Below are 24,712 nucleotides of genomic sequence, written 5' to 3'. Positions count from 1 at the left end.
AAATGCGTCAAGTGGTCGCAGTGAGGCCGGCCCGGATTTCCGGGCGACGGGCGGCGCTGCGTCTTGCGAGATGACTGCAATTCAATGCAAGGAAAAGACATGATCGATTCGAAGACTCACGCCACTCTCACCATCCCCGGCCAGGCTGAAGGCGTCCAGCTGCCGGTCTACAAGGGCACGCAAGGCCCGGACGTGATCGACATCCGCAAGCTGTACGGCCAGACCGGCATGTTCACGTACGACCCGGGCTTCATGTCCACGGCGTCGTGCAACTCGGCGATCACCTATATCGACGGCGACAAGGGCGAACTGCTCTATCGCGGCTATCCGATCGACAACCTCGCGCAGAACGCCGACTTCCTCGAAAGCTGCTACCTGCTGCTGAAGGGCGAACTGCCGACGCAGGCGCAGAAGGACGAATTCGTTGCGACCGTCACGAACCACACGATGGTTCACGAGCAGATGCACTTCTTCTTCCGTGGCTTCCGCCGCGACGCGCATCCGATGGCGATTCTGGTGGCGGCCGTCGGCGCGCTGTCGGCGTTCTATCACGACTCGCTCGACATCACCGATCCGAAGCACCGTGAAGTCTCGGCGATCCGCATGATCGCGAAGCTGCCGACGCTGGTGGCGATGGCGTACAAGTACACGGTCGGCCAGCCGTTCGTGTATCCGCGCAACGACCTCTCGTACAGCGCGAACTTCATGCAGATGATGTTCTCGAACCCGGCCGAGGAGTACAAGGTCAACGACGTGCTGGTGCGCGCGCTCGACCGCATCCTGATCCTGCACGCCGACCACGAACAGAACGCCTCGACCTCGACGGTGCGTCTGGCGGGTTCGTCGGGCGCGAATCCGTTCGCGTGTATCGCGGCCGGTATCGCGTGTCTGTGGGGCCCGGCGCACGGCGGCGCGAACGAAGCCGCGCTGAACATGCTCGAAGAGATCGGCTCGGTCGACAACATCCCCGAATTCATCAAGCAGGTGAAGGACAAGAACTCGGGCGTGAAGCTCATGGGCTTCGGCCACCGCGTCTACAAGAACTACGATCCGCGCGCGAAGCTGATGCGCGAAACCTGCCACGAAGTGCTCAACGAACTCGGCCTGCACGACGACCCGCTGTTCAAGCTCGCGATGGCGCTCGAAAAGATCGCGCTCGAAGACGAATACTTCGTGTCGCGCAAGCTCTACCCGAACGTCGACTTCTACTCGGGCATCGTGCAGCGCGCGCTGGGCATCCCGACCGCGATGTTCACCTGCATCTTCGCGATGGCGCGCACGGTGGGCTGGATCGCGCAATGGAACGAAATGATCGGCGACCCCGAGCAGAAGATCGGCCGTCCGCGTCAGCTGTTCATCGGCAACACGCCGCGCGAAGCGAAGCCGATTTCGCAACGCTAATCCGCCAAGCTGAGCCACCACGCTCAGCCACAGCGACGATCGCCTACACCTTGCATTAACGCTGCATAACGTTTGAGCACGCGGCGGCCACGAGCTGCCGCGTCGCGATCGACGGGCGCCCGCACGTTTTACCGTGCCGGCGCCCGTAATTTTTTCCGGCGCGTTTTTTCATGCCGGTCGGGCGCGCACGATTTGACGCGAACCCGTGTTGAGCCACTACAATCGAGCGGAAGGCGATGTGTACGGAACGGCTCTAAAGGAGACAACGTAATGCAGGATCCTGAAACACTCGGTGGCGTCTCGCGCTCCAGCGGCGTGGATCATCCCGATCAACCCGCCGATGGCGCATTCATCGCGCCCGAAACCCCCGAAGTCGCAAGCGCCGACCAGCATGTGCTGAAGTCGGGCGACACCTTCATCGTCAACGATCCGCTGGGCGATATCACCGGCATCGACGACGGTCTGTTCGTCAACGACACGCGCGTGCTGTCCTCGCTGCGTCTCACCTTCGGCGGCCGCGTGCCGTCGCTGCTTTCGGGCAGCGTGAGCAGCGACAACACCGCGTTCACCGCGCATTTCACCAATCGTCCGCTGCCGCCGCTCGGCGGCACGAGCACGCCCGAAGGCGTGATTCACGTCGAACGCGAGCGCGTGCTCTCGGGCACGATGATGACCGAGGCCATCGAGCTCACGAACTACGGTACGCAAGAAGCGGTCGTGCCGCTGTCGATCTCGTTCGCGAGCGACTTCCGCGACATGTTCGAAGTGCGCGGCCTCAAGCGCGAAGTGCGCGGCGAACTCAAGCCGCCGCGCGTGGAAGGCAGCGAGGTGCGGCTCGAATATATCGGGCTCGACAAGGTCGCGCGGCGCGTGCGCATCGAGTTCTCGCCGAAGCCCGACAAGCTGCTCGCCGACCGCGCCGACTTCACCGTTGCGTTGCCGGCGCAGGCCTGCGTTTCGCTCTATCTCACGGTCGCGATCGAAGTCGAGCCGCTCGAAGGCGCGGCCTCCGACACGCCGAGCGCGGGCATCATCAAGCCCAGCCATTGTCTCGCCGAGTCGAACGGCCAGAGCGTGGGCCGCGCGGCCATTCGCGCCGCGCTGGTCGACGCGCACATCGTGATGCGCGAGCGCCGCCGCCAGACCGCGCGCGTGCGTTCGAGCAATCCGCTTTTCAATTCGTGGATCAACCGTTCGATCGCGGATCTCGGCCTGCTCACGACCGATCTGCCGACCGGTCCGTATCCGTACGCGGGCATTCCGTGGTTCTCCACGCCGTTCGGCCGCGACGCGATCATCACGTCGCTGCAAACGCTGTGGCTGCAACCGGCGCTCGCGCGCGGCGTGCTGCGTTTTCTCGCCGCGCATCAGGCGCGCGAGGACTCGGCGTTCCGCGACGCGGCGGTCGGCAAGATCATGCACGAGATGCGCAAGAGCGAAATGGCGGCCACGGGCGAAGTGCCGTTCGCGCTCTACTACGGCGGCGTGGATTCGACGCCGCTGTTCGTCGTGCTGGCGGGCGCGTATGTCGAACGCACCGGCGACCTCGCGCTGATCGACGAACTCTGGCCCGCGCTCGAACGCGCGGCGGCCTGGGTCGCGGGCGTCTGCGACCGCAATCCGCATGGTCTGCTCGATTACCGGCGCGAGTCGGAAGGCGGGCTCGCGAATCAAGGCTGGAAAGACAGCCACGATTCGGTCTTTCATGCCGACGGACGCTTCCCCGATGGGCCGATTGCGCTCGTCGAGGTGCAGGCCTATGCGAGCGCGGCGTTCGAGACGATGTCGCGTTTCGCCACTCAACGTGGACTGATCGAGGACGCCGCGCGCTATGCGGGCCGCGCCGCGAAGATCCGCCGCTGCGTGGAAGAGAAGTACTGGATGCCGGAGTCGGAGTTCTACGGCATCGCGCTCGACGGCCACGGCGATCTGTGCCGCGTGCTGGCGTCGAATGCGGGGCATCTGCTCGCGTTCGGCCTGCCCGAGTACGAGCGCGGCCGCGCGGTCGCGGAGATTCTCGAATCGGCGCTGTTCCATACGGGCTGGGGCGTGCGTACGCTCGCGGCCGGTCAGGCGCGCTTCAATCCGATGGCCTATCACAACGGCTCGGTCTGGCCGCACGACAACGCGCTGTGCGCACGCGGGCTCGCGCGTTATGGACGCAAGGAAGCGGCGGTGCGTCTGCTGCAGGCCTTGTTCGAGGCGGCGGTGACCTTCGATATGCGTCTGCCCGAGCTGTTCTGCGGGTTCCCGCGCCGACGCGGCGAGCCGCCCACGGCGTATCCGGTCGCGTGTTTGCCGCAGGCGTGGGCGGCGGGCTCGCCGTTCATGATGCTGGAAGCGTGTCTGGGCGTGAGCATCGACGCCACGCGCCGCGAAGTGCGCGTCGAGCAGCCGATGCTGCCTGAAGGCATCGACTGGCTCGAAGTGGGGCATCTGCGCGTGGGTAACGCGGCGGTCACGCTGACATTCCGTCGCGTGGACGGCAAGGTCGTGGCCTCGGCGGATCGCAGCGACGTGAAGGTCGTTGCGGTGCTGTAACGCGTCGCGCTGCCTGCGCTGTGCGGTGAAAATCGCGCGGCGCAGGCAGGGTTCATCGTTTCAACGCTTCATGTTTTGACGAGCGTGCAACGCGCTTCGAGCGCGCCCGTATCGACGCCCCGGGTGTTGAGCACGTGCGGCGTGTCATAGGCGCGCAAGGCGGCCAGTTGCTCCGGCGTGCCGATACCGAGTTGCCGCAACACCTCGACGACGATCGCGTACAGCGCCGTCTGATTCCCATCCTCCACTTTCACGGCGATGCCGAGCGCGCCCGCGTTCGCGCGCTTCACGCCGATCGCATAGCTGCCCGCCGCGCCCACCTTGCCGACCACCTCGCCGCCGAACGCCCGCATGAGCGTCGTGCAAAAGCGCTGCTCGCCCGCGACCATTTCCGGGTGCGCGGTCATCGCGCGGTAGATGCGGGCGAGTGCTTGCGCTCGTGGCGACGCGTCGCGTGCGCCGCTTGCCTCGGCGTGATCCGCGGCATCGGCGAGCTTCGCGTACAGGCGCGCGAGACGATCGAGCGGAAAGGCCGGCGTCGGCAGATTGCAACCGTCGATAGCCCATTGCACGCCGTCGTCGGGCAGATCGCAGACATCGGCGACCGTATGCTTCACGCGCAGTTGCAGCGGATGCCCGTCGACGTGGTAATCCTCCAGCGGCGCGCCGATCGCGCGCGCGCCCGCGAGCATCCCCGCGTGCTTGCCTGAACAGTTGCTGCATGCGGGACCGGGTTCGAAGCCGCGCTGGACCCAGTCGCGCCACACCGCGTCCGACAAGGGCGGATGACCGCCGCAGCGCATGTCGGCTTCGTGCGCGCCCACTTTGCCGAGCATCGCGAGCGTGCGCTCGATATGGCGCGCCTCGCTGTTGTTCGAGCCGCACATGAGCGCGAGATCGGCGTCGTCGAAATGGAAGCGGTCGAGCGCGCCCGTTTCGATGACGGCCAGCGCCTGCGCGGGCTTGGCCGCCGAACGCACGAGCGTGAGCCGGTGCGGATCGCCGAACGTATGGAGCAGCGTGCCGTGCGCATCGACGACGGCGATATGGGCGAGGTGCGTGGTTTCGACAAGGCCGCCGCGATACAGCACGGCGGCGGGCGGCGTAGCGGTCGTCATGGGGTGTCTCCGTGTCATGCGGTTCGGGTCGCGCGGCGCACAGGACACGGCGCACGCGTGATGCGGATTCTAACGCCGCATGGCGCGCGGATTCGTCATCTGAATACCGATTTGAATCCGATCTTAAGCGGACGTGAATCGACATATGAAACATGCATTGGCCGTGCGTAATGTTCACGTCCGAATAAATCGATATATCGGCGGTTCAGATTTCATTTTCTTTACGATCGAGTCTGAATCGCCGATTTAATGCATTGCGTGCGCATTTTTGGGGCGCGAATTGCACCGCTGATGCACGCATTATTTGCAGGTGTTCTTTCGGCGCAACGCCTGCCTCAATTTCAACGCAATTTTTATTTTCGAAGCCTTATGATGCGCCTGATCGTTATTTCCGCCGCAGGGCACGGCGCCACGAGCGCGCTGCCCGGCATGCCTGCCTTATTTCGCAAGTGAAGGCCGGCATTGCGTTGTTCGCAATAATCGCTTGTCGTTATTGAGGTATTTCGCAATTCAGGCGCGATTCGCATGGATCTGCGAAACGCGCGGGCCGCCTCACCATGTGTTGTGTGGAAAGCGCATTCGATTCAATGAATTAACGCCAAAACTCGGAGCCATAAAACATGAAAAAATCGCTAATCGCCCTCGCACTCACCGGCGCGTTCGCCGTCTCCGCGCATGCGCAAAGCAGCGTCACGCTCTACGGTCTCATCGACACGGGTCTCGTCTACACGAACAACCAGATGGGCCATAGCAACTGGCAGCTCAACAGCAGCTCGACGCAGAACACGGTGTTCGGCCTGAAGGGTACGGAAGACCTCGGCGGCGGCCTGAAGGCGATCTTCAAGCTCGAGCAAGGCTTCATCCTCAACAACGGCGCGCAGGCATTCTCGGGCGACATGTTCGGCTCGCAGGCGTGGGTCGGTCTGCAGGCGGATCAATACGGCACGGTCACGTTCGGCCGCCAGTTCGACGTGATGAACGACCTCGTCGGCCCGCTGACGGCTGAATTCAACACGTGGGGCGGCAGCCTCGCGGCGCATCCGTTCGAGAACGACAACCTCGCGGCGAACTCGGTCGTCATCAACAACTCGGTCAAGTACGCAAGCCCGACGTGGTACGGCGTCACGTTCGAGACGATGTACTCGTTCAGCAACCAGACCACCTTCGCAAGCAACCGTTCGTATGGCTTCGCCGTGTCGTACGCACAAGGCCCGCTGAACCTCGCGGCCGGCTACCTGCAACTGAACGGCGCGGGCAACGGCAGCGGCGCGGTGCAAACCAGCGACGCGAGCGCGAACTTCGTCGCGCAACGCCAGCGCGTCTGGTCGCTGGGCGGCAACTACACGTACGGCCCGATCACGGCCGGCCTCGTGTGGAGCCACTCGCAGATCGACAACGCGTCGGGCGTGTTCTCGTTCGGCACGGGCACGTACCTCGGCAGCGACGACACGTCGGCAGGCTCGCTCTCGGGCTCGCTGCGTCTGGACAACTACGAAGCGAACCTGAAGTACGCGATCACGCCGGCATGGTCGGTTTCGGGCGCGTACACGTACACGCACGGCGCGTACAACGGTTCGGCTCCGGGCTGGAACACGGCGATGCTGCAGACGGACTACGCGATCAGCAAGCGCACGGACTTCTACCTCGAAGGCGTCTACCAGAACGTCCACGGCGCGCCGGAAGGTTCGGTGCTCTCGCACGCGATGATCAACACGCTGTCGCCGTCGTCGACGGATACGCAGGTTGCCGTCACGGTGGGCATGCGTCACGCGTTCTGATCGACGGGTCTCATGACTCGCGCGCGCGGCGGATGTCGCGCGCGTCGATTGGGCAATGCGGGTTCGTCCTTTGTGGCGAGCCCGCATTTTCTTTTGTGTCAGATGATTCGGACGGCGAAATAATTAGTCGCGCGCGTCGGCCATCAGCTTGACTGCCACGGCGCTCGCCAATGCGACGATGCCGCTCACGAGCAGGGCGCGCGCGAAACCGTGCGCGAAAGCGAGCGGCGCGGCGCGGGCCAGCAGATGCGCCGTGGGCGCGTCTAGTGTGCGCAATGCTTCGCCGAGATCGCCGGCCAGCAGGCTCGCCATGAAGCGCGCATCGACGGCATGGCGCGCGGCGGGCACGTTGGCGATCAACTGGGCGAGCGCGCTCTGCGTGTGCGCCGCGAGCACGGCGCCGAGCACGCCCACGGCCGTCACGATGGCGCTGAAGCGCGTGGTCGTGCTGATGCCCGAGGCCATGCCGGTGCGTTCGCGCGGCACGCAGGCCATGATGGCTTTCTGCGTGTCGCCGTTCATGACGCCCGCGCCCGTGCCGGTCACGAGCATCGCGAACGCCACCGCGAGATAGTGGCCGCCCGCCGCGCACGCGGCCATCGCGAGATTGCCCGCGCCGATCAGCGCGAGGCCCGCGCTCAGCACGCCGCCGGTCGTCGCTCGACGAGCGAGCGCGGCGCCCAGCGATGGCCCGGCGATCATCGCCGCCGCGAACGGCAGCATGCCGAGACCCGCTTGCAACGCGGAGAAGCCGAACGCGATCTGCAAATAGAGCGGCAGGAACGTCATCATCACCTGAGCGCAGGCCGCATAGCCGAACATGCCGAGCAGGGCGCCGACGAAACGCGCGCGCCGGAACAGGTTCAGATCGATCATCGGCCGCGTTTGCCAGCGCTGGCTGCACACGAAGGCGACGAACAGCGCGATGCTCGCCGCGCCCCGGCCGAGCGTCGAGGCGGACTGCCAGCCGTCTGCGGGAATGCCGATCAGCATCCACACGGCGCAAGCGAGCGCCGCCGCGAACAGCACGCCGCCGGGCAGATCGAGGCGCTTCGCGTGCGGGTCGCGCGATTCGTCGATGGCGCGGCGCGCGCCGAGCGCGAGCAGCGCGCACACGGGCAGATTCATCAGAAAGATCCAGCGCCAGCCCGCCCATTGCGTGATGGCGCCGCCGACCCACGGCGCGACGGCGGTCGCGATCCCCATGCACATGCCCCAGACCGCCCACGCGCGTTCGCGCGCCGGGCCTTGTGCGAAGCGATGCGCGATCACGGCGAGCGCGGACGTGAGCAGCAGCGCCGCGCCCAGTCCCTTCACGGCGCGCGCGGTGATCAGCAGCGCGGCCGTCGGCGCCGCGCCGCAGCCGAGCGACGCGAGCGCGAACAGCGCGAGACCGTAGAACAGCACGCGGCGTCGGCCGAAACGGTCGGCGATCGCGCCGGCGGGCAGCAGGCAGGCGGCGAACGCGGTCATGTAAGCGCTCACGACCCATTCGATGTCGGCGAAACTCGCGTGAAAAGCGTGCGCGATCGAGGGCAGCGAGACGGCGACCACGTTGGTATCGAGCACGATCAGCGCGCAGGTCGCGGACGCGACGGCCAGCGTGATGTTCGGATGGCGGTGGGAAAACGAATCGGGATCGGGGTGCGGATCGGTCAGCGCGGCGGGGTCGAGCGTTGCGCGGGACACGGATGAGTCGGACATGGCGATGGCAGTGGCGGTGAGCGAGGCGGGTTCGCAAGAAGCAGCCCGCATCGTCGCATCATCGACGGTTATCGGTCATTGCCATAAAATAGCAATTTGCTTCACGAAACCGGTAATCATGAGTCGTCTCGAACTGCGCCACGTGCGGGCCTTTCTGTGTGTGGCGCGGCACCTGCATTTCGCGCGCGCGGCCGAGGAGCTGGACATGGCGCCGCCCGCGCTCACGCGCCACGTTCAGGAGGCCGAGCGTCATCTGGGCGCGCGGCTGTTTCATCGCTCGCGCAGCGCGGTGTCGCTGACCGCGGCGGGCGAGGCGTATTTGCCCGAAGCGGCGGCGGCGCTCGAACATTTGCAGCGCGGACAGGAACTCGCCGCGCTGGCGGCGCGCGGCGAAGTGGGGCGCATCGTGGCGGGCTATGTGTCGTCGGCGGTGTATTCGGGCGCGCTGCAACGCTCGATCGGCGAGTTTCGCGCCGCGTGGCCGCGCGTGGAAGTGAGCGTCACCGAAATCCCGATGGAGGACGTGGCGCGGCGCCTGGAGACGGGCCTGCTCGACGTCGCCTATGTGCGGCCGCCGCTCACGCTGCCCGACACGGTGCGCGTGTTCACGTTGCAGCGCGATGCGTTCGTGGCGGCCGTGCCCGCGGACTCGCCTTATGCGGCGCAGGAGACGCTGCGTCCGGCCGATCTCGCGGAGGCCAGTTTCGCGGTGCCGGAGCAGGAGTTCGGCACGCTCGAACTCGCGCGCCGCGGGCGTTTCGTGCCGCGCATCGCAGCGCGGCCGGGCGGCTTGCTGGCGGTGCTCGCGTGCGTGTCGGTGAACGGCTGGGTGGCGGTGATTCCCGACGCGCTGGCGGGCTGCGTGAGCTTGCCGGGCATCGTCTATCGGCGCATTGAGGGCAAGCCGATTACTTCTGAGCTTGCGCTCGTCTGCCGCAAGCACGAGCGCGCGCCGGCGGTGCGGGCGTTTTTGAGGTTGGTGCCGAAGGCGAAGTGAGGGGCGGCGGTGATCGCGCCGCGATTACTTGAGCATGTTCGCGGCGTGGTGCTGAAGCCAGTCGAATACTTCAGCCTGATACGCCTTTGCCGTGTCGATCGCCTCGGCCACATCGTCCTGCGTTGCCGAGAATGCCGCGATGTACTTGCGGTTGCGCCAGTCCTGAAGCGCTTCGACGCTGTCCTGCAGGCTCTGCGCAAGCTTCATGACGATGGCGGCTGCTTCAAGCACCTTGACGTGATGGCCGGGCTTGGACGTCGCGCGATAGCCCTGCGTGCAGATCACGCCGAGCGCGCAGAAAAATACCGCGTCGTAGGCGGCGTCCATGCGCGTGCTTTCGCTGATATCGGTGTTGCCTGCGTCGCGCAGTTTCTTGTCGGCTTCGCCGAGCCATGCGCGTAGATCGTCTTTGTTCGCGGCGCGCCGGATCAGAGGCGTATTGGGTTCGTTCAGCAACGCATCAAGTGTTTTCATCCAGCGCTCCGATTAGCGGAATCGATGGATTGTGCAGTACGTCGGCGATGAACGTGTCCTGCTTATCGACGAGTTCACGATATAGCGCAGGGCGAATCACCGTTGCATTGATGGGGCGCCCGCATTGGCGCGCCAGCGGCTTGAGCAGCGCGTTGATTTTCAGCTCGGGCACGTTGCCGAGGATCAGCACGTCGATATCGCTCTCGGCCGTTTCCTCGTGGCGTGCATAGGAGCCGAAGATCGCGGCCGCCACGATGCCGGGGATGGCTTCGAGCGTTTGCCTCAGACCGTCGACGAGTTCGCTGCTTTGCCGAAAGAGGGCGCCGAGCGGCGCGAGCGCCGGATCGGTCGAGGCCTGATAGCCGACCTTTCCCGACCCGCGCAGGATGCCGACGTCGGCCCATTTGCGCAGCCAGCGATGAATGTTGCCGGGATCGACGCCGGTTTCCTCGGCGAGTTTGCGTGCGCTGTAGAGCTGCGCCGGATGTTCGAACAGATGCTGTAGCACCTTGTATCGGCCGCCGCCGCCGAATAGCTCGGAAAAAAGCGCTTCGTTCATCGAGGGCTCCGGTCGGGCGCGGTGGATGGGCGTTGTATATTAGACAACACGTGTTGTGTTTTGTACAACAACAATCGGCCATTTGTTGACCGGCTGTTGTGTATTGTACAACGCCTGTTGTTCAATCTACAACGCCACGCCGACCGCAATCCTCACGCCGCCGCAAGCTGCATCCGCACGATCTCCGCAAAATACCGCGCCCCAACCGTCAAAATGCGGTCGTTGAAATCGTAGCTCGCGTTGTGCAGCGGCGTGCCGCCATCGTCCGCCTCGATGCCGTTGCCGATAAACACGAAATTGCCCGGCACGACTTGCAGGAACGCGCCGAAGTCTTCCGAAATCATCATCGGCTGAACATTCGCGTCGACCTGGTCCGCGCCCGCGACCGTGCTCGCCGCCGCAACGGCCACGTCGACGAATTCCGGCGTATTCACCGTCGGCACGAATTCATGCGTGTACTCGAAGGCGCATTCGGCGCCATGCGTGCGGCAAATCCCTTCGCTCACTTCGCGCATGCGCGTGGCGAGCAGGTTTTGCACTTCGGGCGAATAGCTGCGCGTATCGCCTTTGATGATGACGTTCGAGGGGATCACGTTACGCAGGCCGTCGGTGATGATCTCGGTGCACGAGATGACCGCGCATTGGCTCGGGTCCAGATTGCGTGACACGATGGTCTGCAGCGCAAGCACGATCTGCGAGGCAATCACAATCGGATCGATGCCCATGTGCGGCCGCGCGGCGTGCGTGCCTTTCGCCTTGATATGGATAACGAAGTTATCCTCGCTCGCCATGATGCCGCCAGGCCGCGTCGAGAAACTTCCAGCGGGCAATCCCGGCATATTGTGCGCGCCGAAAATCGCGTCGACCGGAAAGCGCTCGAACAGGCCATCGGCGATCATGGCTTTCGCGCCGCGGCCATGTTCTTCGGCGGGCTGAAAAATAAAGCGCACCGTGCCGTCGAAATCGCGGCGTTCGGCGAGCAGTTGCGCCGCGCCGAGAATCATCGCCATATGGCCGTCGTGACCGCACGCGTGCATTTTTCCGGCATTGCACGACGCATAGGCGCGGCCAGGCGCATTCTCGGCGATATTGAGCGCGTCCATTTCCGCGCGCAGCCCGACCGTGCGCGTGCCTCCGCCGACTTTCAGATTGGCGACGAGCCCGGTTCCGCCGATGTTGCGGTGCACCTCCATGCCGAGCGTCGTGAGAATCCGGGCGACGTAGTCGGAGGTTTGCACTTCCTCGAAACCGGTTTCGGGATTGCGATGCAACTGGCGGCGCCAGCCTTGCAGTTTTTCTTGCAGCGACGTTTCCATCGTGTGACCTGTCTCGTGATCTTCTGGTTTGTCGATATCAGTGTTCGATCGCGCTCATCCACTCGGCCTGGCGCGCGCTGACGCTGGCCGCCGTTTCGCCGATCAGCGCCTCGTAGACGCCGGGTGCGGTCGCGCTTTCCGTGTTGATGACGAGCACGTGAGACGCCGATCCCAGTCCGACCTTCACCGACAACTCAGGATTCCGAATCAAGGCGGCCAGGCCCGCGAATCCCGCCGCGCCCGATTCGCCCGCGACCAGCGGCGCATCGCGTTCCGAACCGGCGGCGAGCGTGCGCATGGCGGCCACGGCGTCGTCGTCGGCGATGGTCATGAAGTGGTCGACGCAGCCGTCGAGAATTTTCCATGCGAGCGGCGAGGCTTCGCCGCAGGCCAGCCCGGCCATCACCGAATCGACGCTGCCCGTCGCGCGGGTCGCGTGACCTGCAATCGCGCTCTGATAAAGGCAATCGGCCTGCTGCGGCTCGACCACGATGAATTGCGGGCGCTGCGCGCCGAAGTGCTCCCAGAGATAGCTGGCGACGCCCGCCGCGAGGCCGCCCACGCCGCCCTGGAGAAACACGTGCGTGACGGGACTGTCGAGTTGCGCGAGCGTTTCGGCGGCAATCACGCCGTAGCCTTGCATGACGTCGCGGGGAATCGTTTCGTAGCCTTCATACGAGGTGTCCGAGACCACGTGCCAGTGGTTGTCCGCTGCGAGTTGCGCGGCGTGTTCGACGGAGGCGTCGTAGTCGCCCTCGATGCGGACGATGCGTGCGCCGTAGTGCGCAATCGCGTCCTCGCGTTCGCGGCTGACGTTCGCATGCAGCACGATCACGCACTGGCAGCCGATATCGCGCGCGGCGGCGGCCAGCGCCTTGCCGTGATTGCCGTCCGTCGCGCTGATGACCGTGAGGGGCGCCAGCAGCTCCGCGTAGTCGCCGCGCAGCAGGCCTTGCGGATTCAGATCGTGCGTGTGCCAGAGGCGCAGGATCAGACGCGTCAGTGCAATCGGTGCGCCCAGCGCCTTGAAACTGCCGAGCGGCGAGCGCAGGCCTTCGTCTTTCACGCTGAGGCGCGCAATGCCCAACGCGGCGGCGGCATCGGGCAGATCCCACAGCGGCGTGGCGGAGCGGGAAATCTGGCCCCAGCTTGCGAGCCACGCGCCGCTTTCGTCCGCTGCGCGCACGTTCAAAATGCTTTGGAGTGCAGAGGGATAGGGGGTGTACAGGGCACGCGGGTTTGCAATCAGCATTTAACTCACTCCGTAAGACAGGCGTCGATTCGATGTGTGAAATAATATTGCGATGCGTGCGTTATTTGTAATCGTATTTCGGCATTGAAATGCAATAAATTCTCGCGCATTGCGGCGAACTTCCTTGGAATCGCGATCATTCCGGCACTTCTCTACGAGAATTTTTCTTATGGCCACGACCGACCGCGGTATAGAACTCGACGACTTCGACCTCAAGATTCTCGCCATCGTCCAGCGGGACAATCAGGTTCCCCACCGCGAAATCGGGCAGCAAATCAATCTCTCGGTGCCGTCCGTCGCGCGGCGTTTGCAGCGCCTGCGCAAGAGCGGCGTCATCGAAAGCGATTGCAGCGTGCTGAATCCGGGCGCGCTCGGTGCGCATGTGACGGTAATCACGCATGTTTCGGCGGAGAATGAAGCGGTCGAATTGCTCGATGCGATGAAAGCCCGTTTCGAAGCGTGCGAGCAGGTCCAGCAGTGTTATTACGTGACCGGCGATGTCGATTTCATTCTGATTTTCTGCACGCGGGACATGGCCGAATACACCGCGCTCACGCGCTCGCTGTTTTTCGCGGAAGGCAATGTGAAGAGTTTCCGAACCTTCGTGGCGATGGAGCGCGTCAAGACGACGTTGAATGTGCCGGTCGGCGGGCGCGGATAGGGCACCTGGAAGCGCGATTCAGTCCGCTATATCAATCTCAAAAAAAGATTGATATAGCATGCATGATTTCCATGTAAGATGATCAAGTGTCGGGTCAGCGAACGAAATGAGGTCACTATGAGCGTGAAATCTTCAGGCACTCTTCTGGAAATCCTGGGCATCGAGAAGCCCATCGTGCAGGCGCCCATGGCCGGCGTGGCAACGCCCGCGCTCGCCGCGGCGGTGTCGAATGCCGGTGGACTCGGGTCGCTTGGCCTCGGCGCGATGAACGCCGCCGACGCGCGCAAGGCCATCGACGCCACGCGTGCGCTGACCACCAGGCCGTTCAATGTGAATCTCTTTTGCCACGCGCCTGCGGTGGCGAATCGCGAGGTCGAGCAGACCTGGCTCAACTGGCTGCAACGCCACTTCGCGCAATACGGCGCCGAGCCGCCCGCGCTACTGCGCGAAATCTATACGAGCTTTCTCGCCGATGAAGCGATGCAGACGATGCTTCTGGATGCGCGTCCCGCAGTCGTGAGTTTTCACTTCGGTTTGCCCGACGCGAAGCTGATCGCTGCGTATCAGCAAGCGGGCATTCGCCTGCTTGCGAGCGCGACCAATCTGGCGGAAGCGCGCCAGGTCGAAGCGGCGGGCGTCGACGCGATCGTCGTGCAAGGCATCGAAGCGGGCGGCCATCGCGGCCTGTTCGATGCTTCGACGGAGGACGATTATCTCGGCACGTTCGCGCTCACGCGGCTCGTCGCGCGCCAATGCAGTCTGCCGGTGATCGCCTCGGGCGGCATCATGGATGGCGCGGGCATCGTGGCGGCGCTGGCGCTGGGCGCATCGGCGGCGCAACTCGGAACCGCCTTCGTTTCGTGCCCGGAAACGTCGATCGACGACGGCTATCGGCAAGCCTTGCTCGGCGCGGCTGCCGAACATACGACCTTCACGCGCGCCATTTCAGGCCGCGCGGCGCGTTCGATCGTGAATAAATTCACGCAGCTCGAACACGAGGAAGGCAGCCCGAAAACCGTGCCCGCGTATCCGATTACCTACGATGCGGGCAAGGCGTTGAATGCCGCCGCGAAGGCGAAGGGCGAGTTCGGCTATGGCGCGCAATGGGCCGGTCAGGCCGCCGCGTTGTCGCGTGCGATGCCTGCCGCCGAACTCATGCGCACGCTCGAAGCGGAAATGCGGGCTTCGGTTGCGCAGCTTCATTCGACCGTTTCGAACCTCGCTTAGCCACGCGATGCTTTGTTCGCTGCCTTGTTTCCTGCGTGGCTCCCGATCGCGCCAGGGCTTGCAGTAAAATCTCGTAGCGAGATTAATTTATGCATCGTGTTCGTTAATCAGGAATTTGCCGGATGGAGCTGCTCGATCTAGAGATTTTCAGCCTGGTCGCGAAGGAACAGAGCGTCACGCGCGCGGCGCAGTTGCTGCAACGCGTGCAATCGAACGTGACGACGCGCGTCAAGCAGCTCGAAGAGGAACTGGGCGTGCAGCTCTTTTCGCGCGAAGGCAAGCGCATGACCTTGACCGGCGACGGGCAGCGCCTGCTCGGTTACGCGCATCGCATGCTGACGCTCGCTGAAGAGGCGCGCCAGGCGATGCAATCGAACGTCCCCGTGGGCCGGTTGAGAATCGGCTCGATGGAAAGCACGGCGGCGGCGCGGCTGCCGGGCTTGCTCGGCGCGTATCAAAGTCTCTGGCCCGCCGTGCAACTGGACATTTCGACGGGCACCACGCGCGCGCTCATCGACGACGTGAAGGCCAGCCGGCTCGATTGCGCCTTTATCGCCGAAACGGATGAACGCGCCGCCATCGAATTCAATACCGGCGCCGATGCCGATCTTGCAGCGATCCCGGCGTTTCGCGAGGAATTGCTGCTGCTGGTCCCGAGTCGCCTCGGTTCCGCTTCCGAAAGCGTGACGCACTATCCGCTCGCCGCGTTCGCGAAGGGCTGCACGTATCGGCGAATCGGCGAGCAATGGCTTGAGTCGAAGTGCGCGGACCAGGGATCGCGTCCCGAGAGCGTCGGCGAGATCGTGGAATACCACTCGTATCACGCGATTTTCGCGGCTGTGTCCGCCGGGACGGCGGTGGCGGTGTTTCCGAAGTCGGTGCTCGCGACGCTGGCGGTGGCGTCGACGGTGCAATCCATTCCGCTCACGGAAATCACGACGTGGATGGTGTCGCGTCCCGCGTATCAAAGTCTCGCGTTAAACGAATTGAGCCGACTGCTGCCCGCGCGATAAGCGGGCGCGGCGAATGCACTGGCATTCCGTGCATTCGCGCGCGATGAATCATTCGGATGACTGATCAATCGCTAATCGGCCTGAAAATCAGGCCGAAAATCACTTCGCCACCGCATTCTGCTGAATACCCGCCAGAATGAAATCGATCCCGGCGACAAACTGCTCGCGATCGTCGTGACTCGCTAGCATCGCGGCCACCTGACGCACGAACGGGTGCTCGGCGGGATCGAGTTGCGCCCATTTCGCGGCGACGCTCTCCAGCACCTCGACCCGATCCATGCCTTCCGGCGCCACCTGCGGACGCGTCGCGTACTGTCCCGCAAGCCCGAGAATGAAGCTCAACAGGGCCGTGGCCGCGTTGAACTGCGCGGGCTCGGGCACGCCCATCGCCTGCACCTGCGCGCCGATGCCTTCGAGGATCCGCAGCACCGCGTACTGCCACGGATCGCGCGACAACTGCGCGCCGACCCACGGATGGGCGTCGATCGCATCGAAAATGCCGAGCGCCAGCGCGCGGATCGCGTCCTGCGGTTGCGGATTTGCCGCCGCCTCGCTCAGTGCGGCGGCGATGATCGGATCGGTGGCGGCCGCGAGCAGCGCCTGCTTGTCGGCGACGTGCCAGTAGATCGCGCCGCTGCCGGTCGCCAGATGCGCCGCGAGCGCGCGAAAGGTCAGCGCGTCTTCGCCGTCCCGGTCCAGGATCTCGATCGCCGCCTCGACGATCCGCTGCCGGGTGAGCGCATCCGCGCGTCGCCGTGTCCGAATTTCCGTTGTCATATCCATAGCTTGACACTGATGGAACTTCGTTCCAATATGTTTTTTCTTTGGAACGACGTTCCAATCTCAATGAAAGGATATTCGATGACGGCTCCGGTCACCATAATCGGCGCGGGACTCGGCGGGCTGGTGCTCGCGAGGGTGCTGCATTTGCATGGCATTGCCGCGACGATTTACGAGGCGGAGCCGTCGGCGCAAGCCCGCACGCAGGGCGGCATGCTCGACATTCACGAGAAAGACGGTCAGGCCGCGCTCGCGGCGGCCGGTCTGAGCGACGCGTTCCGGGCCATCGTCCACGCGGGCGGCGAAGCGACGCGCGTGCTGGACGCGCACGGCGCGCTGCTGTTCGACGAGTCCGACGACGGCACGGGCGGGCGGCCCGAAGTGCTGCGCGGCGAGTTGCGGCGGATTCTGCTGGCGTCGCTGCCGCCGGACACGGTGCGCTGGGGCAAGAAACTCGGCGACGTGGCGCCGCTCGGCCACGGCGAGCACCGGCTGACGTTCGCCGACGGCACGACCGTGACCAGCCAGTTGCTGGTCGGCGCCGATGGCGCGTGGTCGAAGGTGCGGCCTCTGCTCTCGGCCGCGGTGCCCGAGTACATCGGCACCACGTTCATCGAAACGTATCTGCACGACGCCGATACGCGGCACCCCGCATCGGCCGAGGCTGTCGGCGGCGGCGGGATGTTCGCGCCCGCGCCCGGCAAGGGGATCTTCGCGCACCGGGAACCCGGCGGCGTGCTGCACGCGTATATCGCGCTGAACCGGCCGCTGGCGTGGTTCGAGTCGATCGATTTCGACGATGCAGCCCGCGCGAGCGCCACGATCGCGGCGGAATTCGCCGGCTGGGCGCCCGCGCTCACGGCCCTGATCACCGATGGCGAGGCCGCGCCTGTGCCGCGTCCGCTCCATATGCTGCCGGTTGATCATCGCTGGGAGCGCGTGCCCGGCGTGACGCTGCTCGGCGACGCCGCGCATCTCGCGCCGCCCGCGGGCGAGGGCGCGAATCTCGCCATGCTCGACGGCGCGGAACTCGGCGCGGCGCTCGCGGCGCATCCCGGCGACGTCGAGGCTGCGTTGGCGGCCTACGAAGCGACGATGTTCGAACGCAGCCAGGCGGCCGCCGCGGATGCCTGCGCGATTCTCGCGCTGTGTCTGGACGAGCGCGCGCCGGCCGGCCTCGTCGAGTTTCTCAGCGGCGCGGCCGCCGCAAAACTCGTCACGACCTGACGCGAGCCGCCGCGCCCGGCGTCGTCCGTCGAATTCAAGCCGGATCGCGCGGCGACCAGCGGCGCAGATCGTCGGCGACGGGCACGCACGCAAGCGTGAGCAGCGCGGCCGCGAGCAAGGCGGCGGACGAAAAACCCAGATGCCGGAACGCGAGCGCGCCGCCCAGGCCGCCGAGCAGGAACATGCCGAGCAGCGACGAGAGCACGCGCACGCGCGGCATGTCCGCGCGCACGTGTTGCGCGGCGCTCGCCGGCACGCCCCAGTTCCAGTACAGACCCTTGCCGAGTTCGATGCCGAGATCGGTCACGATGCCGGTCATGTGCGTCGTACGGATTTCGGCGCGCGAAATCTTCGTGATCATCGCGTTTTGCAGGCCCATGACGTAGCAGAGCAGCGCGACGGTGGCGGGCACGAACATCACGCGATGGTGCTCCATGTTCGCCCCGAGCAGCGCGAAACCCATCAGCAGCGCGGCTTCGAGCACCATCGGCAAGGCAAAGACGCTGCGCACCGCGCGGCGGCGGCCCCAATTGATCAGCACCGCCGAAGTGGCCGCGCCGCCCGCGAAAGCGAACATCGCGCTGATCGCCGCGAGCGCGAGGCCGATGTCGCCGAGCGCGAGGTTATCGGCCACCGACGACACGATGCCCGACATATGCGAGGTGTACTGCCCGACCGCGAGGAAACCGCCGGCGTTGGCCGCGCCCGCGATGCAGGCGAGCGCGCGGCCGAGCCGCAGATTGGCTTTCTCGGTGCGTTCCACGGACGTGAAGCTGCGCAGATACTGGATAGGCACGGGCGGTTCCTCGGCGGGCGACGGTACAAAAGTGTAAGACCTGCCGGCTTGATGGAATCGAGGTCCGCAGCGCGATAGAGGTGCGGCGGATTGCCGCGATGGCTCGGATCGAGCGTGCGCTTCAGGTGCGGCGCACGCTCATCGCGGCTTGCGGGTCATCGCGGGATTCGCAGATATTCGCGCACTGCGATGACCGGTCTGCTGACTTCGCCCACTGACTTCGCGTCGCTTACTTCGCGTCGCTTACTTCGCGTCGAGCGCCGGACCGCCCGCCGCCGACGAACCCACCGCAGCGCCGCCCACCGCGCTGTTCTGCGCGGCGACCTTGGCTTCGGCGGCCTGGATCGCTTCCGGGTAGTGGGCGTTGTCGCCGTCGCCCGGACGATAGCCGGTCTGTTCGAGCTGCACGAGTTCGGCGCGAACCTGCGCGCGGGTCAGGCCGCCGTTCGACTGGGCGAACGCGGCAACCGGGAGAGTGAGAGCCAGGGCAACAGCGGCAACGGGGAAAAGCGACTTCATGATGACGACCTCCGATCTGTTTCGTGATTGGCTGCGGCAACTCGCCGCAATCCATGACCCAAAGTCTAGAGATCTTGCTCCCCAGGGTTAACCACTAATTCGCCAAGGCACTGTTCTGGCTGGCGGAAGGATCGCCGGTTGTGCTTGTGCTCGCCACGGGGCCGGTGAGCGCGTGATAACCCTCGGCGTCGATGCCGCGCTTCGCGCGCAGGAACGCCGCGAGCTGCCAGAGCTGCGTGTCGTCGAGCGATTTGCCGAAGGCGGGCATCGCGGTCATCTTGACGCCGTGGCGCATGACCCAGAACGTCGATTGCGGACCGTTATGGCGTTTCGCGGCGAGCAGATCGGGCGCGCGCGGCGCAATGCCCGCGCCGATCGGATCGAGAGGCGCGCCCGGCGCGCCGTGGCAATAGACGCAGTGCTGCGCATAGAGATGCGCGCCCGCGCGCACGTTGCCGTCGTTCACGAGATTGTCGGGCACCACGACCGCAGCCGACTGCCGGTCGAGCGAGCGCTGGTAGGTCGTGTGCAGGAACCACGCGACGAGCGGATTGTCCTTGTCGGTCGCAGCCACATCGACGTAACCGGAAAACGCCCAGACGGATGCACCCGCGCCGAGCAGCACGAGCATGAGGAGGGCGGCGAAAATCGCGCGCGTGGCGACGGCGGAACGTGGGCTCATGAACAGGCGTGCGCAAGGGCATTGACGGAAAACTCCGCATCCTACCGTTGCACGCGTGTGTCAACGTTGAATAATTTCGCTGACTTCATGAGTCGCGCGCATGGTGTGGTTTTCATCTCCGCGCGCGTCTGCGTCTTAACGTTTTCTTGAGGTGTCGATCGTTATGATTCGAGCGAGGGCGATGCAGGCCGGTACATCAAGACATCGATTGGCCCTGTTTTTAAGGCATTTTCTCAATCGATCGCGGCTTTGCTCGCCGTGAGTTCGATGCGAAAGCGTGTACCCGCGCCGGGTGACGAATCGAGCGTGATGCGCCAGCCTTGATGCTCGCAGATGCGCTGCACGAGCGAGAGCCCGAGGCCGAGATTGTCCGCGCCCGCTTCGCCGCCGCGCACAAACGGCGTGAACAGGTGCGGCTTGACGCTGGCTGCGATGCCGGGGCCGTCGTCGGCGACTTCGAAGCTGGCGGTGTCGGCGCGCACGAGAATGCGCGTGCCGCTGGCCGCGTGTTGAAGCGCGTTGCGGATCAGGTTCGACAGCACGATGCGCAGCAGTGCCGCCGGAAAAAGATTCGGCATCCCAGGCAATGCTTGAGCCGGGGCGAATTCGCCTTCCATGCGCAAGCCGAGTTGCGTCGCGCGCGGCGACCAGTGCGCGATTTCCTCGCGCGCCACGCTGGCGACGTCGCTTTGCGCGAAACCCGTGGCGGTGGCCGAGCCGCGCGAGAGCATCAGATAGGCCGCGAGCTGCTGATGGATGTCGCGCGACGCCGCGTGCGCGCGTTCGAGCTTCGCGCGCTGCGTGGGCGTGAGCGCGGGGTCGTCGAGCAGCAGTTCGCAGGAACTCGAAATGACCGTGAGCGGCGTGCGCAATTCGTGGCTCACATCGGCGGTAAAGAGCTTTTCGCGTTGCAGCGCGGCTTCGAGTTCGTTGTAGGTCGCGTCGAATGCGGCGGCGAGGCGGCCGATTTCGTTCTCGGGATACGCGTGCGCGAGACGCGTTTGCGGCGGCAGCGCCGGGCGTTTGACGACCTGTTCCGCGAGCCGGATCAGCGGGCGAACGAAGCGGCGCGTGACGGCGCCGCCGAGCAGAAACGCCACGAGCAGACTCGCGCCCACGCTGAGCACGGTCAGCCAGTGCGAATGCACGCGCCGTTCCTCGAAGGCCGTGTAGTCACGCAGCAGCATGTAGCGCACGCCGTCGTGGTCGTCGGCCATCACGTGCCAGTCGCGGTCGCCGTGTTCGCGGCGCGTGAAGCCGGGCTCGACGTCGCGCAGCCACGTGGGAAACGTATCGCTGCCGGGCTCGCCGTGAAAGAAGCGGTTCACGCGGCCCACGCTCTTGCCCGCGAGATATTCGTCGCGCACGCGGTCGAGCGCCATGCCCATGTCGATCTGCTGCAAATGCGTTTCGAGGCGGTTGACGGTCCACATCGACACGAGCGAAAGCAGGCCGCCGACGAGCAGCGCGAGCACCAGATACGCGAGCACGAAGTCGCGCGCGAGCGTGCGGCGCGGGCGCGTTTCCGGGCGCACTTCCGGGCGCGCTTCGTTCGAGGTGGGCGGGGTGTCAGCGCGCATCGTCTTGCGCGGCGCGTAACTGGTAGCCCACGCCGTGCACGGTGTGCAGCAGGGCGCGCTCGAACGGCTTGTCGATCACCTGGCGCAACTGATGAATATGCGTGCGCAGGCTGTCGCTGTCGGGCGGCGAATCGAGCCACAGCGCTTCTTCGAGACGCGCGCGCGCCACCACCGACGGGCTTTCCTGCATGAGAATTTTCAGCAAGGTCATGGGCGCGGGCGGCAGGCGCAGCGTCTGGCCCGCGCGTGCGAGTTCGCGCGTGTCGAGATCGAGCACGAGGTCGGCGACCTGCAGCGTGCGCACGACCGAACGTTTGCGCGGACGTTGCGACAGCGCCTTCACACGCGCGCCGAGTTCGGCGAGCGCGAAGGGCTTCACGAGATAGTCGTCGGTGCCCGCCTGAAAACCGGCGAGCCGTTCGTCGAGCGTGTCGCGCGCCGTGACCATGATGAGCGGCGTTTCGCATTGCGCATCTTCGCGCAGGCGGCGGCACAACTCGTAGCCGTCGAGGCGCGGCAGCGCGAGATCGAGAATGATGACGTCGTATTCGTTGCGCGTGGCGAGTGCGTAACCTTGCACGCCGTCGAGCGCGCAATCGACCATGGTGTTTCGGGCACCGAAATAGCTGGCGATATTGCCAAGAATGTCGGGGTCATCTTCAATGGCGAGAATTCGCATGGTCGGCGCGCAGAATACGTAGCTGAAATCAGGCGGCATTTTACCAGCGCGCAGCGAAACAAGCTGTCCTGAGCGATGCGCGCGGGCGATTCAATCGGTGAATTCAGTGCCGGATGCGACGTTCGAGTCCATGCTTGACGGCGAGCGTCGCCATGGCGATGAACGCGAGCAGGCTCGCCGCCGCGAATGCGCCCGCGGAGTTGTAGCCGTCGTACATCACCTGCACATAGAGCGGCAGCGTGTTGGTGAGGCCCGGTACGTGCCGGTCGTCAAGGTGTCGTTGATACGGCGGCGCGCGGGCCCAATGTCGCCCCCGCGCGACACAGGAAAATCCTCCGCGCTTAACGAAAATTTGATAAGGGCTGCCGCATACTTCGGTGTGTTTCCGTCACGGATAGCCCGAGCATGGCGCACTATCGCAAGTTCTCGCATGAACCCCGGCAGTTATCGGCTGGGATAGTGGGCGTGTCGCTCACGGTCGCCGCAATCGGCTTCGTGCTGATATTCGCCAGAAGCGCGAACGCGAACGATCAATGCGCAATCAGAAGCCGATTCGCCGCGCAAACGTCCGTGAATGCCTTTCTCGAACGCGCCAGACTCGACGCCTCGGGTCACGCCAGTTTCGAATCGTCTCCCTCGCGCCAGGCCGCTCGACACGGCTGGAAGGTGCCGTTCGAACTCGACGGCCAAAATCTGGTGGCGACGGTGAAATGCGACGGAGGCGTCAGCCTCGATCCCTGAATCACGATGTTTCAACGATGCGCGGTAACGTCCGCGTCGGGTTCGACGCGCAGCCGCGTCATCGTGGGCGAGGCGATGGCTTCGAATGCCGAACCGGCGACCGCGCCGCCGAAATGCGAGCCCTTGGTGGGCGATTCGATCGACACGGCAATTATCACGCGCGGATGCTGCGCCGGAATCAGGCCGACGAACGAGGCCCGATACTGGTGATAATCGTAGCCGTGCTGAGTCCAGCGATACGCGGTGCCCGTTTTTGCGGCCACCGTGTAACCGGGCACCACCACTTGCGATGCGGTTCCGCCTTTGCTCACGACGTTCTCCATCATCGCGCGCACCGATTGCGCGGTCTTGACCGAGAAAATCCGTTTGCCGGTGGCCGGCGCGTGTTGCTGAAAGATCGTCGCGGGCACGAATACGCCGTCATTGGCGAAGGTCGTGTAGGCCTGCGCGAGTTGCAGCAAGGACGCCGAAAGACCGTAGCCGTAGGCCATCGTCGCCTGCTCGATGCGCCGCCAGTGATGCCAGTCGCGCACCGTGCCCGCCGCTTCGCCCGGCAAACCCGCGTGCGGTGCGAGACCCAGACCGAGATTGCGGAAGTTGTGCCACATATCGCGAGCCGAAAGCAGCATCGATATTTTCGAGGTGCCGACATTGCTCGACTTTTGAATCACGCCCGCGACCGTGAGCGTGCCGAAATCCGCGTCGTCGTGAATGGTTTGGCCATCGAGATTCAATTTGCCGCCGTCCGTGGTCACGATCGAATCGGGCGTCACGCGCTGCTGCTGAATGGCGAGCGCGATGGTGAGCGGCTTCATCACCGAGCCGGGTTCGAACGCATCGGTTGCGGCGCGATTGCGAATGGCTTGCGGATCGGAGCGGGTGCGGCTATTCGGGTCGTAACTCGGCCAGTTCGCCATCGCGAGAATTTCGCCCGTGTGCGGGTCGATGACGATGGCCGAACCGGATTTCGCGGCGAAGCGCGTGACGGTATCCTGCAGCGCCTGATAAGCGGCATATTGAATCGGCAGATCGATCGAGAGATGAATATCGTTGCCGTTTTGCGGCGCGAGCCGCGTGAGATTTTCAATGGCATTGCCGCGTGCGTCGTGCAGCACGTCGACGCGGCCGTTGGCGCCGCGCAATAGCGGCTCCGCGGTGCGCTCGATGCCTTCCTGGCCTTTACCGTCGATGCCCGAGTAGCCGACGATATTGGCGGTGATGCCGGCCTCGGGATAAAAGCGTCGCGAATCGGGACGATAAAACACGCCGGGCACATTCAATTGCTGCGTCAGCGCGGCGACATCGGTGGGAATCTGGCGCGCGAGATAGACGAATTGGCGATGCGAGGCGAACGCGGCAACGATCGCGGAGGGCTCGATCTGGAGAAGATGGGCGAGCGCCTGGACCTGCGATGCCGACGCCGGTTGCGAAGTCGATGCGGCATCGACCCAAACCGTATCGGTCGGAATGCTCATCGCGAGCACGCTGCCATTGCGGTCGAGAATCCGGCCGCGCGCGGCGGGCAGTCCACGATCGCTGACCTGGCGAATCTCGCCTTGATGCTGATAAAAACTCGCGTCGTAGCACTGCACCCACGCGGCGCGCAGCGCCAGCGAAAAAAACGCTACAGCGAACACAAAACCAAGCGTACTTGAACGGCCATGGCG

General features: G+C 64.9%; 23 protein-coding genes. 9 read left to right on the top strand and 14 right to left on the bottom strand.

Features of this window, described 5'->3' with window-relative positions:
- Positions 1-99: 99 nt before the first annotated feature.
- Positions 100-1,401, top strand: coding sequence for a citrate synthase (gene gltA, locus U4Y88_RS04750; RefSeq protein WP_224009159.1), 1,302 nt, complete (start codon positions 100-102; stop codon positions 1,399-1,401).
- A 270-nt stretch (positions 1,402-1,671) separates the two neighbouring features.
- The gene (locus tag U4Y88_RS04745) at positions 1,672-3,942 is read left to right on the top strand and encodes an amylo-alpha-1,6-glucosidase (protein WP_224009157.1); all 2,271 of its coding nucleotides are present in this window, start codon (positions 1,672-1,674) and stop codon (positions 3,940-3,942) included.
- Positions 3,943-4,010: 68 nt separating this feature from the next.
- Here U4Y88_RS04745 and U4Y88_RS04740 read toward each other — a convergent pair whose 3' ends face one another.
- Positions 4,011-5,060 carry an asparaginase gene (locus U4Y88_RS04740; RefSeq protein WP_321782588.1) on the bottom strand — a complete coding sequence of 350 codons (1,050 nt, stop codon included), beginning with the start codon at positions 5,058-5,060 and terminating at the stop codon, positions 4,011-4,013.
- Positions 5,061-5,680: 620 nt separating this feature from the next.
- Here U4Y88_RS04740 and U4Y88_RS04735 point away from each other — a divergent pair.
- The gene (locus U4Y88_RS04735; protein WP_224009153.1) at positions 5,681-6,838 is read left to right on the top strand and encodes a porin; all 1,158 of its coding nucleotides are present in this window, start codon (positions 5,681-5,683) and stop codon (positions 6,836-6,838) included.
- 123 nt (positions 6,839-6,961) lie between these two features.
- Here U4Y88_RS04735 and U4Y88_RS04730 read toward each other — a convergent pair whose 3' ends face one another.
- Positions 6,962-8,593 carry an MFS transporter gene (locus U4Y88_RS04730; protein ID WP_415774392.1) on the bottom strand — a complete coding sequence of 544 codons (1,632 nt, stop codon included), beginning with the start codon at positions 8,591-8,593 and terminating at the stop codon, positions 6,962-6,964.
- 67 nt (positions 8,594-8,660) lie between these two features.
- On the opposite strand from U4Y88_RS04730, the gene U4Y88_RS04725 reads away from it, so the two are divergent.
- Entirely contained in the window at positions 8,661-9,539 is an 879-nt protein-coding gene (locus U4Y88_RS04725) for a LysR family transcriptional regulator (RefSeq protein ID WP_224009151.1), read from the top strand.
- A 24-nt stretch (positions 9,540-9,563) separates the two neighbouring features.
- Here the strand turns inward: U4Y88_RS04725 and U4Y88_RS04720 are convergent, their stop codons facing one another.
- The 4 genes from U4Y88_RS04720 to U4Y88_RS04705 form a co-directional block, all read right to left on the bottom strand.
- Positions 9,564-10,013: a hypothetical protein gene (locus tag U4Y88_RS04720; protein ID WP_321782585.1), complete on the bottom strand. Its 450-nt coding sequence runs from the start codon at positions 10,011-10,013 to the stop codon at positions 9,564-9,566.
- Positions 10,000-10,572 carry a nucleotidyltransferase domain-containing protein gene (locus U4Y88_RS04715; protein WP_321782583.1) on the bottom strand — a complete coding sequence of 191 codons (573 nt, stop codon included), beginning with the start codon at positions 10,570-10,572 and terminating at the stop codon, positions 10,000-10,002. Before U4Y88_RS04715 ends, U4Y88_RS04720 begins: the two co-directional genes overlap by 14 nt.
- A 152-nt stretch (positions 10,573-10,724) precedes the next feature.
- Positions 10,725-11,888 carry a M20 aminoacylase family protein gene (locus tag U4Y88_RS04710; protein ID WP_321782581.1) on the bottom strand — a complete coding sequence of 388 codons (1,164 nt, stop codon included), beginning with the start codon at positions 11,886-11,888 and terminating at the stop codon, positions 10,725-10,727.
- A gap of 37 nt (positions 11,889-11,925) precedes the next feature.
- Positions 11,926-13,140 (bottom strand): diaminopropionate ammonia-lyase, encoded by a 1,215-nt coding sequence (locus U4Y88_RS04705; protein WP_321782579.1) that lies wholly within the window; start codon positions 13,138-13,140, stop codon positions 11,926-11,928.
- Between the two features lie 109 nt (positions 13,141-13,249).
- Here U4Y88_RS04705 and U4Y88_RS04700 point away from each other — a divergent pair, with 109 nt between their 5' ends.
- From U4Y88_RS04700 to U4Y88_RS04690, 3 genes are all read left to right on the top strand, one after another.
- The gene (locus U4Y88_RS04700; protein WP_321782577.1) at positions 13,250-13,801 is read left to right on the top strand and encodes an Lrp/AsnC family transcriptional regulator; all 552 of its coding nucleotides are present in this window, start codon (positions 13,250-13,252) and stop codon (positions 13,799-13,801) included.
- 117 nt (positions 13,802-13,918) lie between these two features.
- Positions 13,919-15,028, top strand: coding sequence for a nitronate monooxygenase (locus U4Y88_RS04695; RefSeq protein ID WP_321782575.1), 1,110 nt, complete (start codon positions 13,919-13,921; stop codon positions 15,026-15,028).
- Positions 15,029-15,150: 122 nt separating this feature from the next.
- Positions 15,151-16,041 (top strand): LysR substrate-binding domain-containing protein, encoded by an 891-nt coding sequence (locus tag U4Y88_RS04690; RefSeq protein WP_321782573.1) that lies wholly within the window; start codon positions 15,151-15,153, stop codon positions 16,039-16,041.
- A 99-nt stretch (positions 16,042-16,140) separates the two neighbouring features.
- On the opposite strand, the gene U4Y88_RS04685 is transcribed toward U4Y88_RS04690, so the two are convergent.
- Positions 16,141-16,818, bottom strand: a complete 678-nt coding sequence (locus U4Y88_RS04685) for a TetR/AcrR family transcriptional regulator (protein WP_321782571.1) — start codon at positions 16,816-16,818, stop codon at positions 16,141-16,143.
- Between the two features lie 84 nt (positions 16,819-16,902).
- On the opposite strand from U4Y88_RS04685, the gene U4Y88_RS04680 reads away from it, so the two are divergent.
- The gene (locus U4Y88_RS04680) at positions 16,903-18,048 is read left to right on the top strand and encodes an FAD-dependent oxidoreductase (RefSeq protein ID WP_321782569.1); all 1,146 of its coding nucleotides are present in this window, start codon (positions 16,903-16,905) and stop codon (positions 18,046-18,048) included.
- A 34-nt stretch (positions 18,049-18,082) separates the two neighbouring features.
- Here the strand turns inward: U4Y88_RS04680 and U4Y88_RS04675 are convergent, their stop codons facing one another.
- The 6 genes from U4Y88_RS04675 to U4Y88_RS04650 form a co-directional block, all read right to left on the bottom strand.
- A complete protein-coding gene (locus U4Y88_RS04675; protein WP_321782567.1) occupies positions 18,083-18,844 on the bottom strand; it encodes a YoaK family protein in 762 nt (253 codons plus the stop codon).
- Between the two features lie 243 nt (positions 18,845-19,087).
- Positions 19,088-19,363: a DUF4148 domain-containing protein gene (locus tag U4Y88_RS04670; RefSeq protein WP_224009135.1), complete on the bottom strand. Its 276-nt coding sequence runs from the start codon at positions 19,361-19,363 to the stop codon at positions 19,088-19,090.
- A 94-nt stretch (positions 19,364-19,457) separates the two neighbouring features.
- Complete coding sequence (locus U4Y88_RS04665; protein WP_321782565.1) at positions 19,458-20,045, bottom strand: cytochrome c; 588 nt, start codon at positions 20,043-20,045, stop codon at positions 19,458-19,460.
- 233 nt (positions 20,046-20,278) lie between these two features.
- On the bottom strand, positions 20,279-21,625 hold the full coding sequence (locus U4Y88_RS04660) for a HAMP domain-containing sensor histidine kinase (protein WP_321782563.1): 1,347 nt from the start codon (positions 21,623-21,625) through the stop codon (positions 20,279-20,281).
- Positions 21,615-22,304 (bottom strand): response regulator transcription factor, encoded by a 690-nt coding sequence (locus U4Y88_RS04655; protein ID WP_224009129.1) that lies wholly within the window; start codon positions 22,302-22,304, stop codon positions 21,615-21,617. Before U4Y88_RS04655 ends, U4Y88_RS04660 begins: the two co-directional genes overlap by 11 nt.
- Before the next feature lie 103 nt (positions 22,305-22,407).
- Positions 22,408-22,530, bottom strand: coding sequence for a hypothetical protein (locus U4Y88_RS04650; RefSeq protein ID WP_321782561.1), 123 nt, complete (start codon positions 22,528-22,530; stop codon positions 22,408-22,410).
- Between the two features lie 179 nt (positions 22,531-22,709).
- On the opposite strand from U4Y88_RS04650, the gene U4Y88_RS04645 reads away from it, so the two are divergent.
- Positions 22,710-23,045 carry a hypothetical protein gene (locus U4Y88_RS04645; protein ID WP_321782559.1) on the top strand — a complete coding sequence of 112 codons (336 nt, stop codon included), beginning with the start codon at positions 22,710-22,712 and terminating at the stop codon, positions 23,043-23,045.
- Positions 23,046-23,056: 11 nt separating this feature from the next.
- Here U4Y88_RS04645 and U4Y88_RS04640 read toward each other — a convergent pair whose 3' ends face one another.
- Positions 23,057-24,682, bottom strand: a complete 1,626-nt coding sequence (locus U4Y88_RS04640) for a penicillin-binding protein 2 (RefSeq protein WP_321782557.1) — start codon at positions 24,680-24,682, stop codon at positions 23,057-23,059.
- Between the last annotated feature and the right edge of the window lie 30 nt (positions 24,683-24,712).

Source organism: Paraburkholderia sp. J94, assembly GCF_905220285.1.
GTDB classification, from domain to species: domain Bacteria; phylum Pseudomonadota; class Gammaproteobacteria; order Burkholderiales; family Burkholderiaceae; genus Paraburkholderia; species Paraburkholderia tropica_A.
Note: the sequence above shows the minus strand (reverse complement) of the source record. Positions and strands in the feature narration are given on the sequence as shown.

Excerpts from the sequence above, each read along its gene's own strand:
- gltA (WP_224009159.1), top strand. The coding sequence starts at position 100 with ATGATCGATTCGAAGACTCACGCCACTCTCACCATCCCCGGCCAGGCT.
- U4Y88_RS04745 (WP_224009157.1), top strand. The coding sequence starts at position 1,672 with ATGCAGGATCCTGAAACACTCGGTGGCGTCTCGCGCTCCAGCGGCGTG.
- U4Y88_RS04740 (WP_321782588.1), bottom strand. The coding sequence starts at position 5,060 with ATGACGACCGCTACGCCGCCCGCCGCCGTGCTGTATCGCGGCGGCCTT.
- U4Y88_RS04735 (WP_224009153.1), top strand. The coding sequence starts at position 5,681 with ATGAAAAAATCGCTAATCGCCCTCGCACTCACCGGCGCGTTCGCCGTC.
- U4Y88_RS04730 (WP_415774392.1), bottom strand. The coding sequence starts at position 8,593 with ATGCGGGCTGCTTCTTGCGAACCCGCCTCGCTCACCGCCACTGCCATC.
- U4Y88_RS04725 (WP_224009151.1), top strand. The coding sequence starts at position 8,661 with ATGAGTCGTCTCGAACTGCGCCACGTGCGGGCCTTTCTGTGTGTGGCG.
- U4Y88_RS04720 (WP_321782585.1), bottom strand. The coding sequence starts at position 10,013 with ATGAAAACACTTGATGCGTTGCTGAACGAACCCAATACGCCTCTGATC.
- U4Y88_RS04715 (WP_321782583.1), bottom strand. The coding sequence starts at position 10,572 with ATGAACGAAGCGCTTTTTTCCGAGCTATTCGGCGGCGGCGGCCGATAC.
- U4Y88_RS04710 (WP_321782581.1), bottom strand. The coding sequence starts at position 11,888 with ATGGAAACGTCGCTGCAAGAAAAACTGCAAGGCTGGCGCCGCCAGTTG.
- U4Y88_RS04705 (WP_321782579.1), bottom strand. The coding sequence starts at position 13,140 with ATGCTGATTGCAAACCCGCGTGCCCTGTACACCCCCTATCCCTCTGCA.
- U4Y88_RS04695 (WP_321782575.1), top strand. The coding sequence starts at position 13,919 with ATGAGCGTGAAATCTTCAGGCACTCTTCTGGAAATCCTGGGCATCGAG.
- U4Y88_RS04690 (WP_321782573.1), top strand. The coding sequence starts at position 15,151 with ATGGAGCTGCTCGATCTAGAGATTTTCAGCCTGGTCGCGAAGGAACAG.
- U4Y88_RS04685 (WP_321782571.1), bottom strand. The coding sequence starts at position 16,818 with ATGACAACGGAAATTCGGACACGGCGACGCGCGGATGCGCTCACCCGG.
- U4Y88_RS04680 (WP_321782569.1), top strand. The coding sequence starts at position 16,903 with ATGACGGCTCCGGTCACCATAATCGGCGCGGGACTCGGCGGGCTGGTG.
- U4Y88_RS04670 (WP_224009135.1), bottom strand. The coding sequence starts at position 19,363 with ATGAAGTCGCTTTTCCCCGTTGCCGCTGTTGCCCTGGCTCTCACTCTC.
- U4Y88_RS04665 (WP_321782565.1), bottom strand. The coding sequence starts at position 20,045 with ATGAGCCCACGTTCCGCCGTCGCCACGCGCGCGATTTTCGCCGCCCTC.
- U4Y88_RS04660 (WP_321782563.1), bottom strand. The coding sequence starts at position 21,625 with ATGCGCGCTGACACCCCGCCCACCTCGAACGAAGCGCGCCCGGAAGTG.
- U4Y88_RS04655 (WP_224009129.1), bottom strand. The coding sequence starts at position 22,304 with ATGCGAATTCTCGCCATTGAAGATGACCCCGACATTCTTGGCAATATC.
- U4Y88_RS04645 (WP_321782559.1), top strand. The coding sequence starts at position 22,710 with ATGGCGCACTATCGCAAGTTCTCGCATGAACCCCGGCAGTTATCGGCT.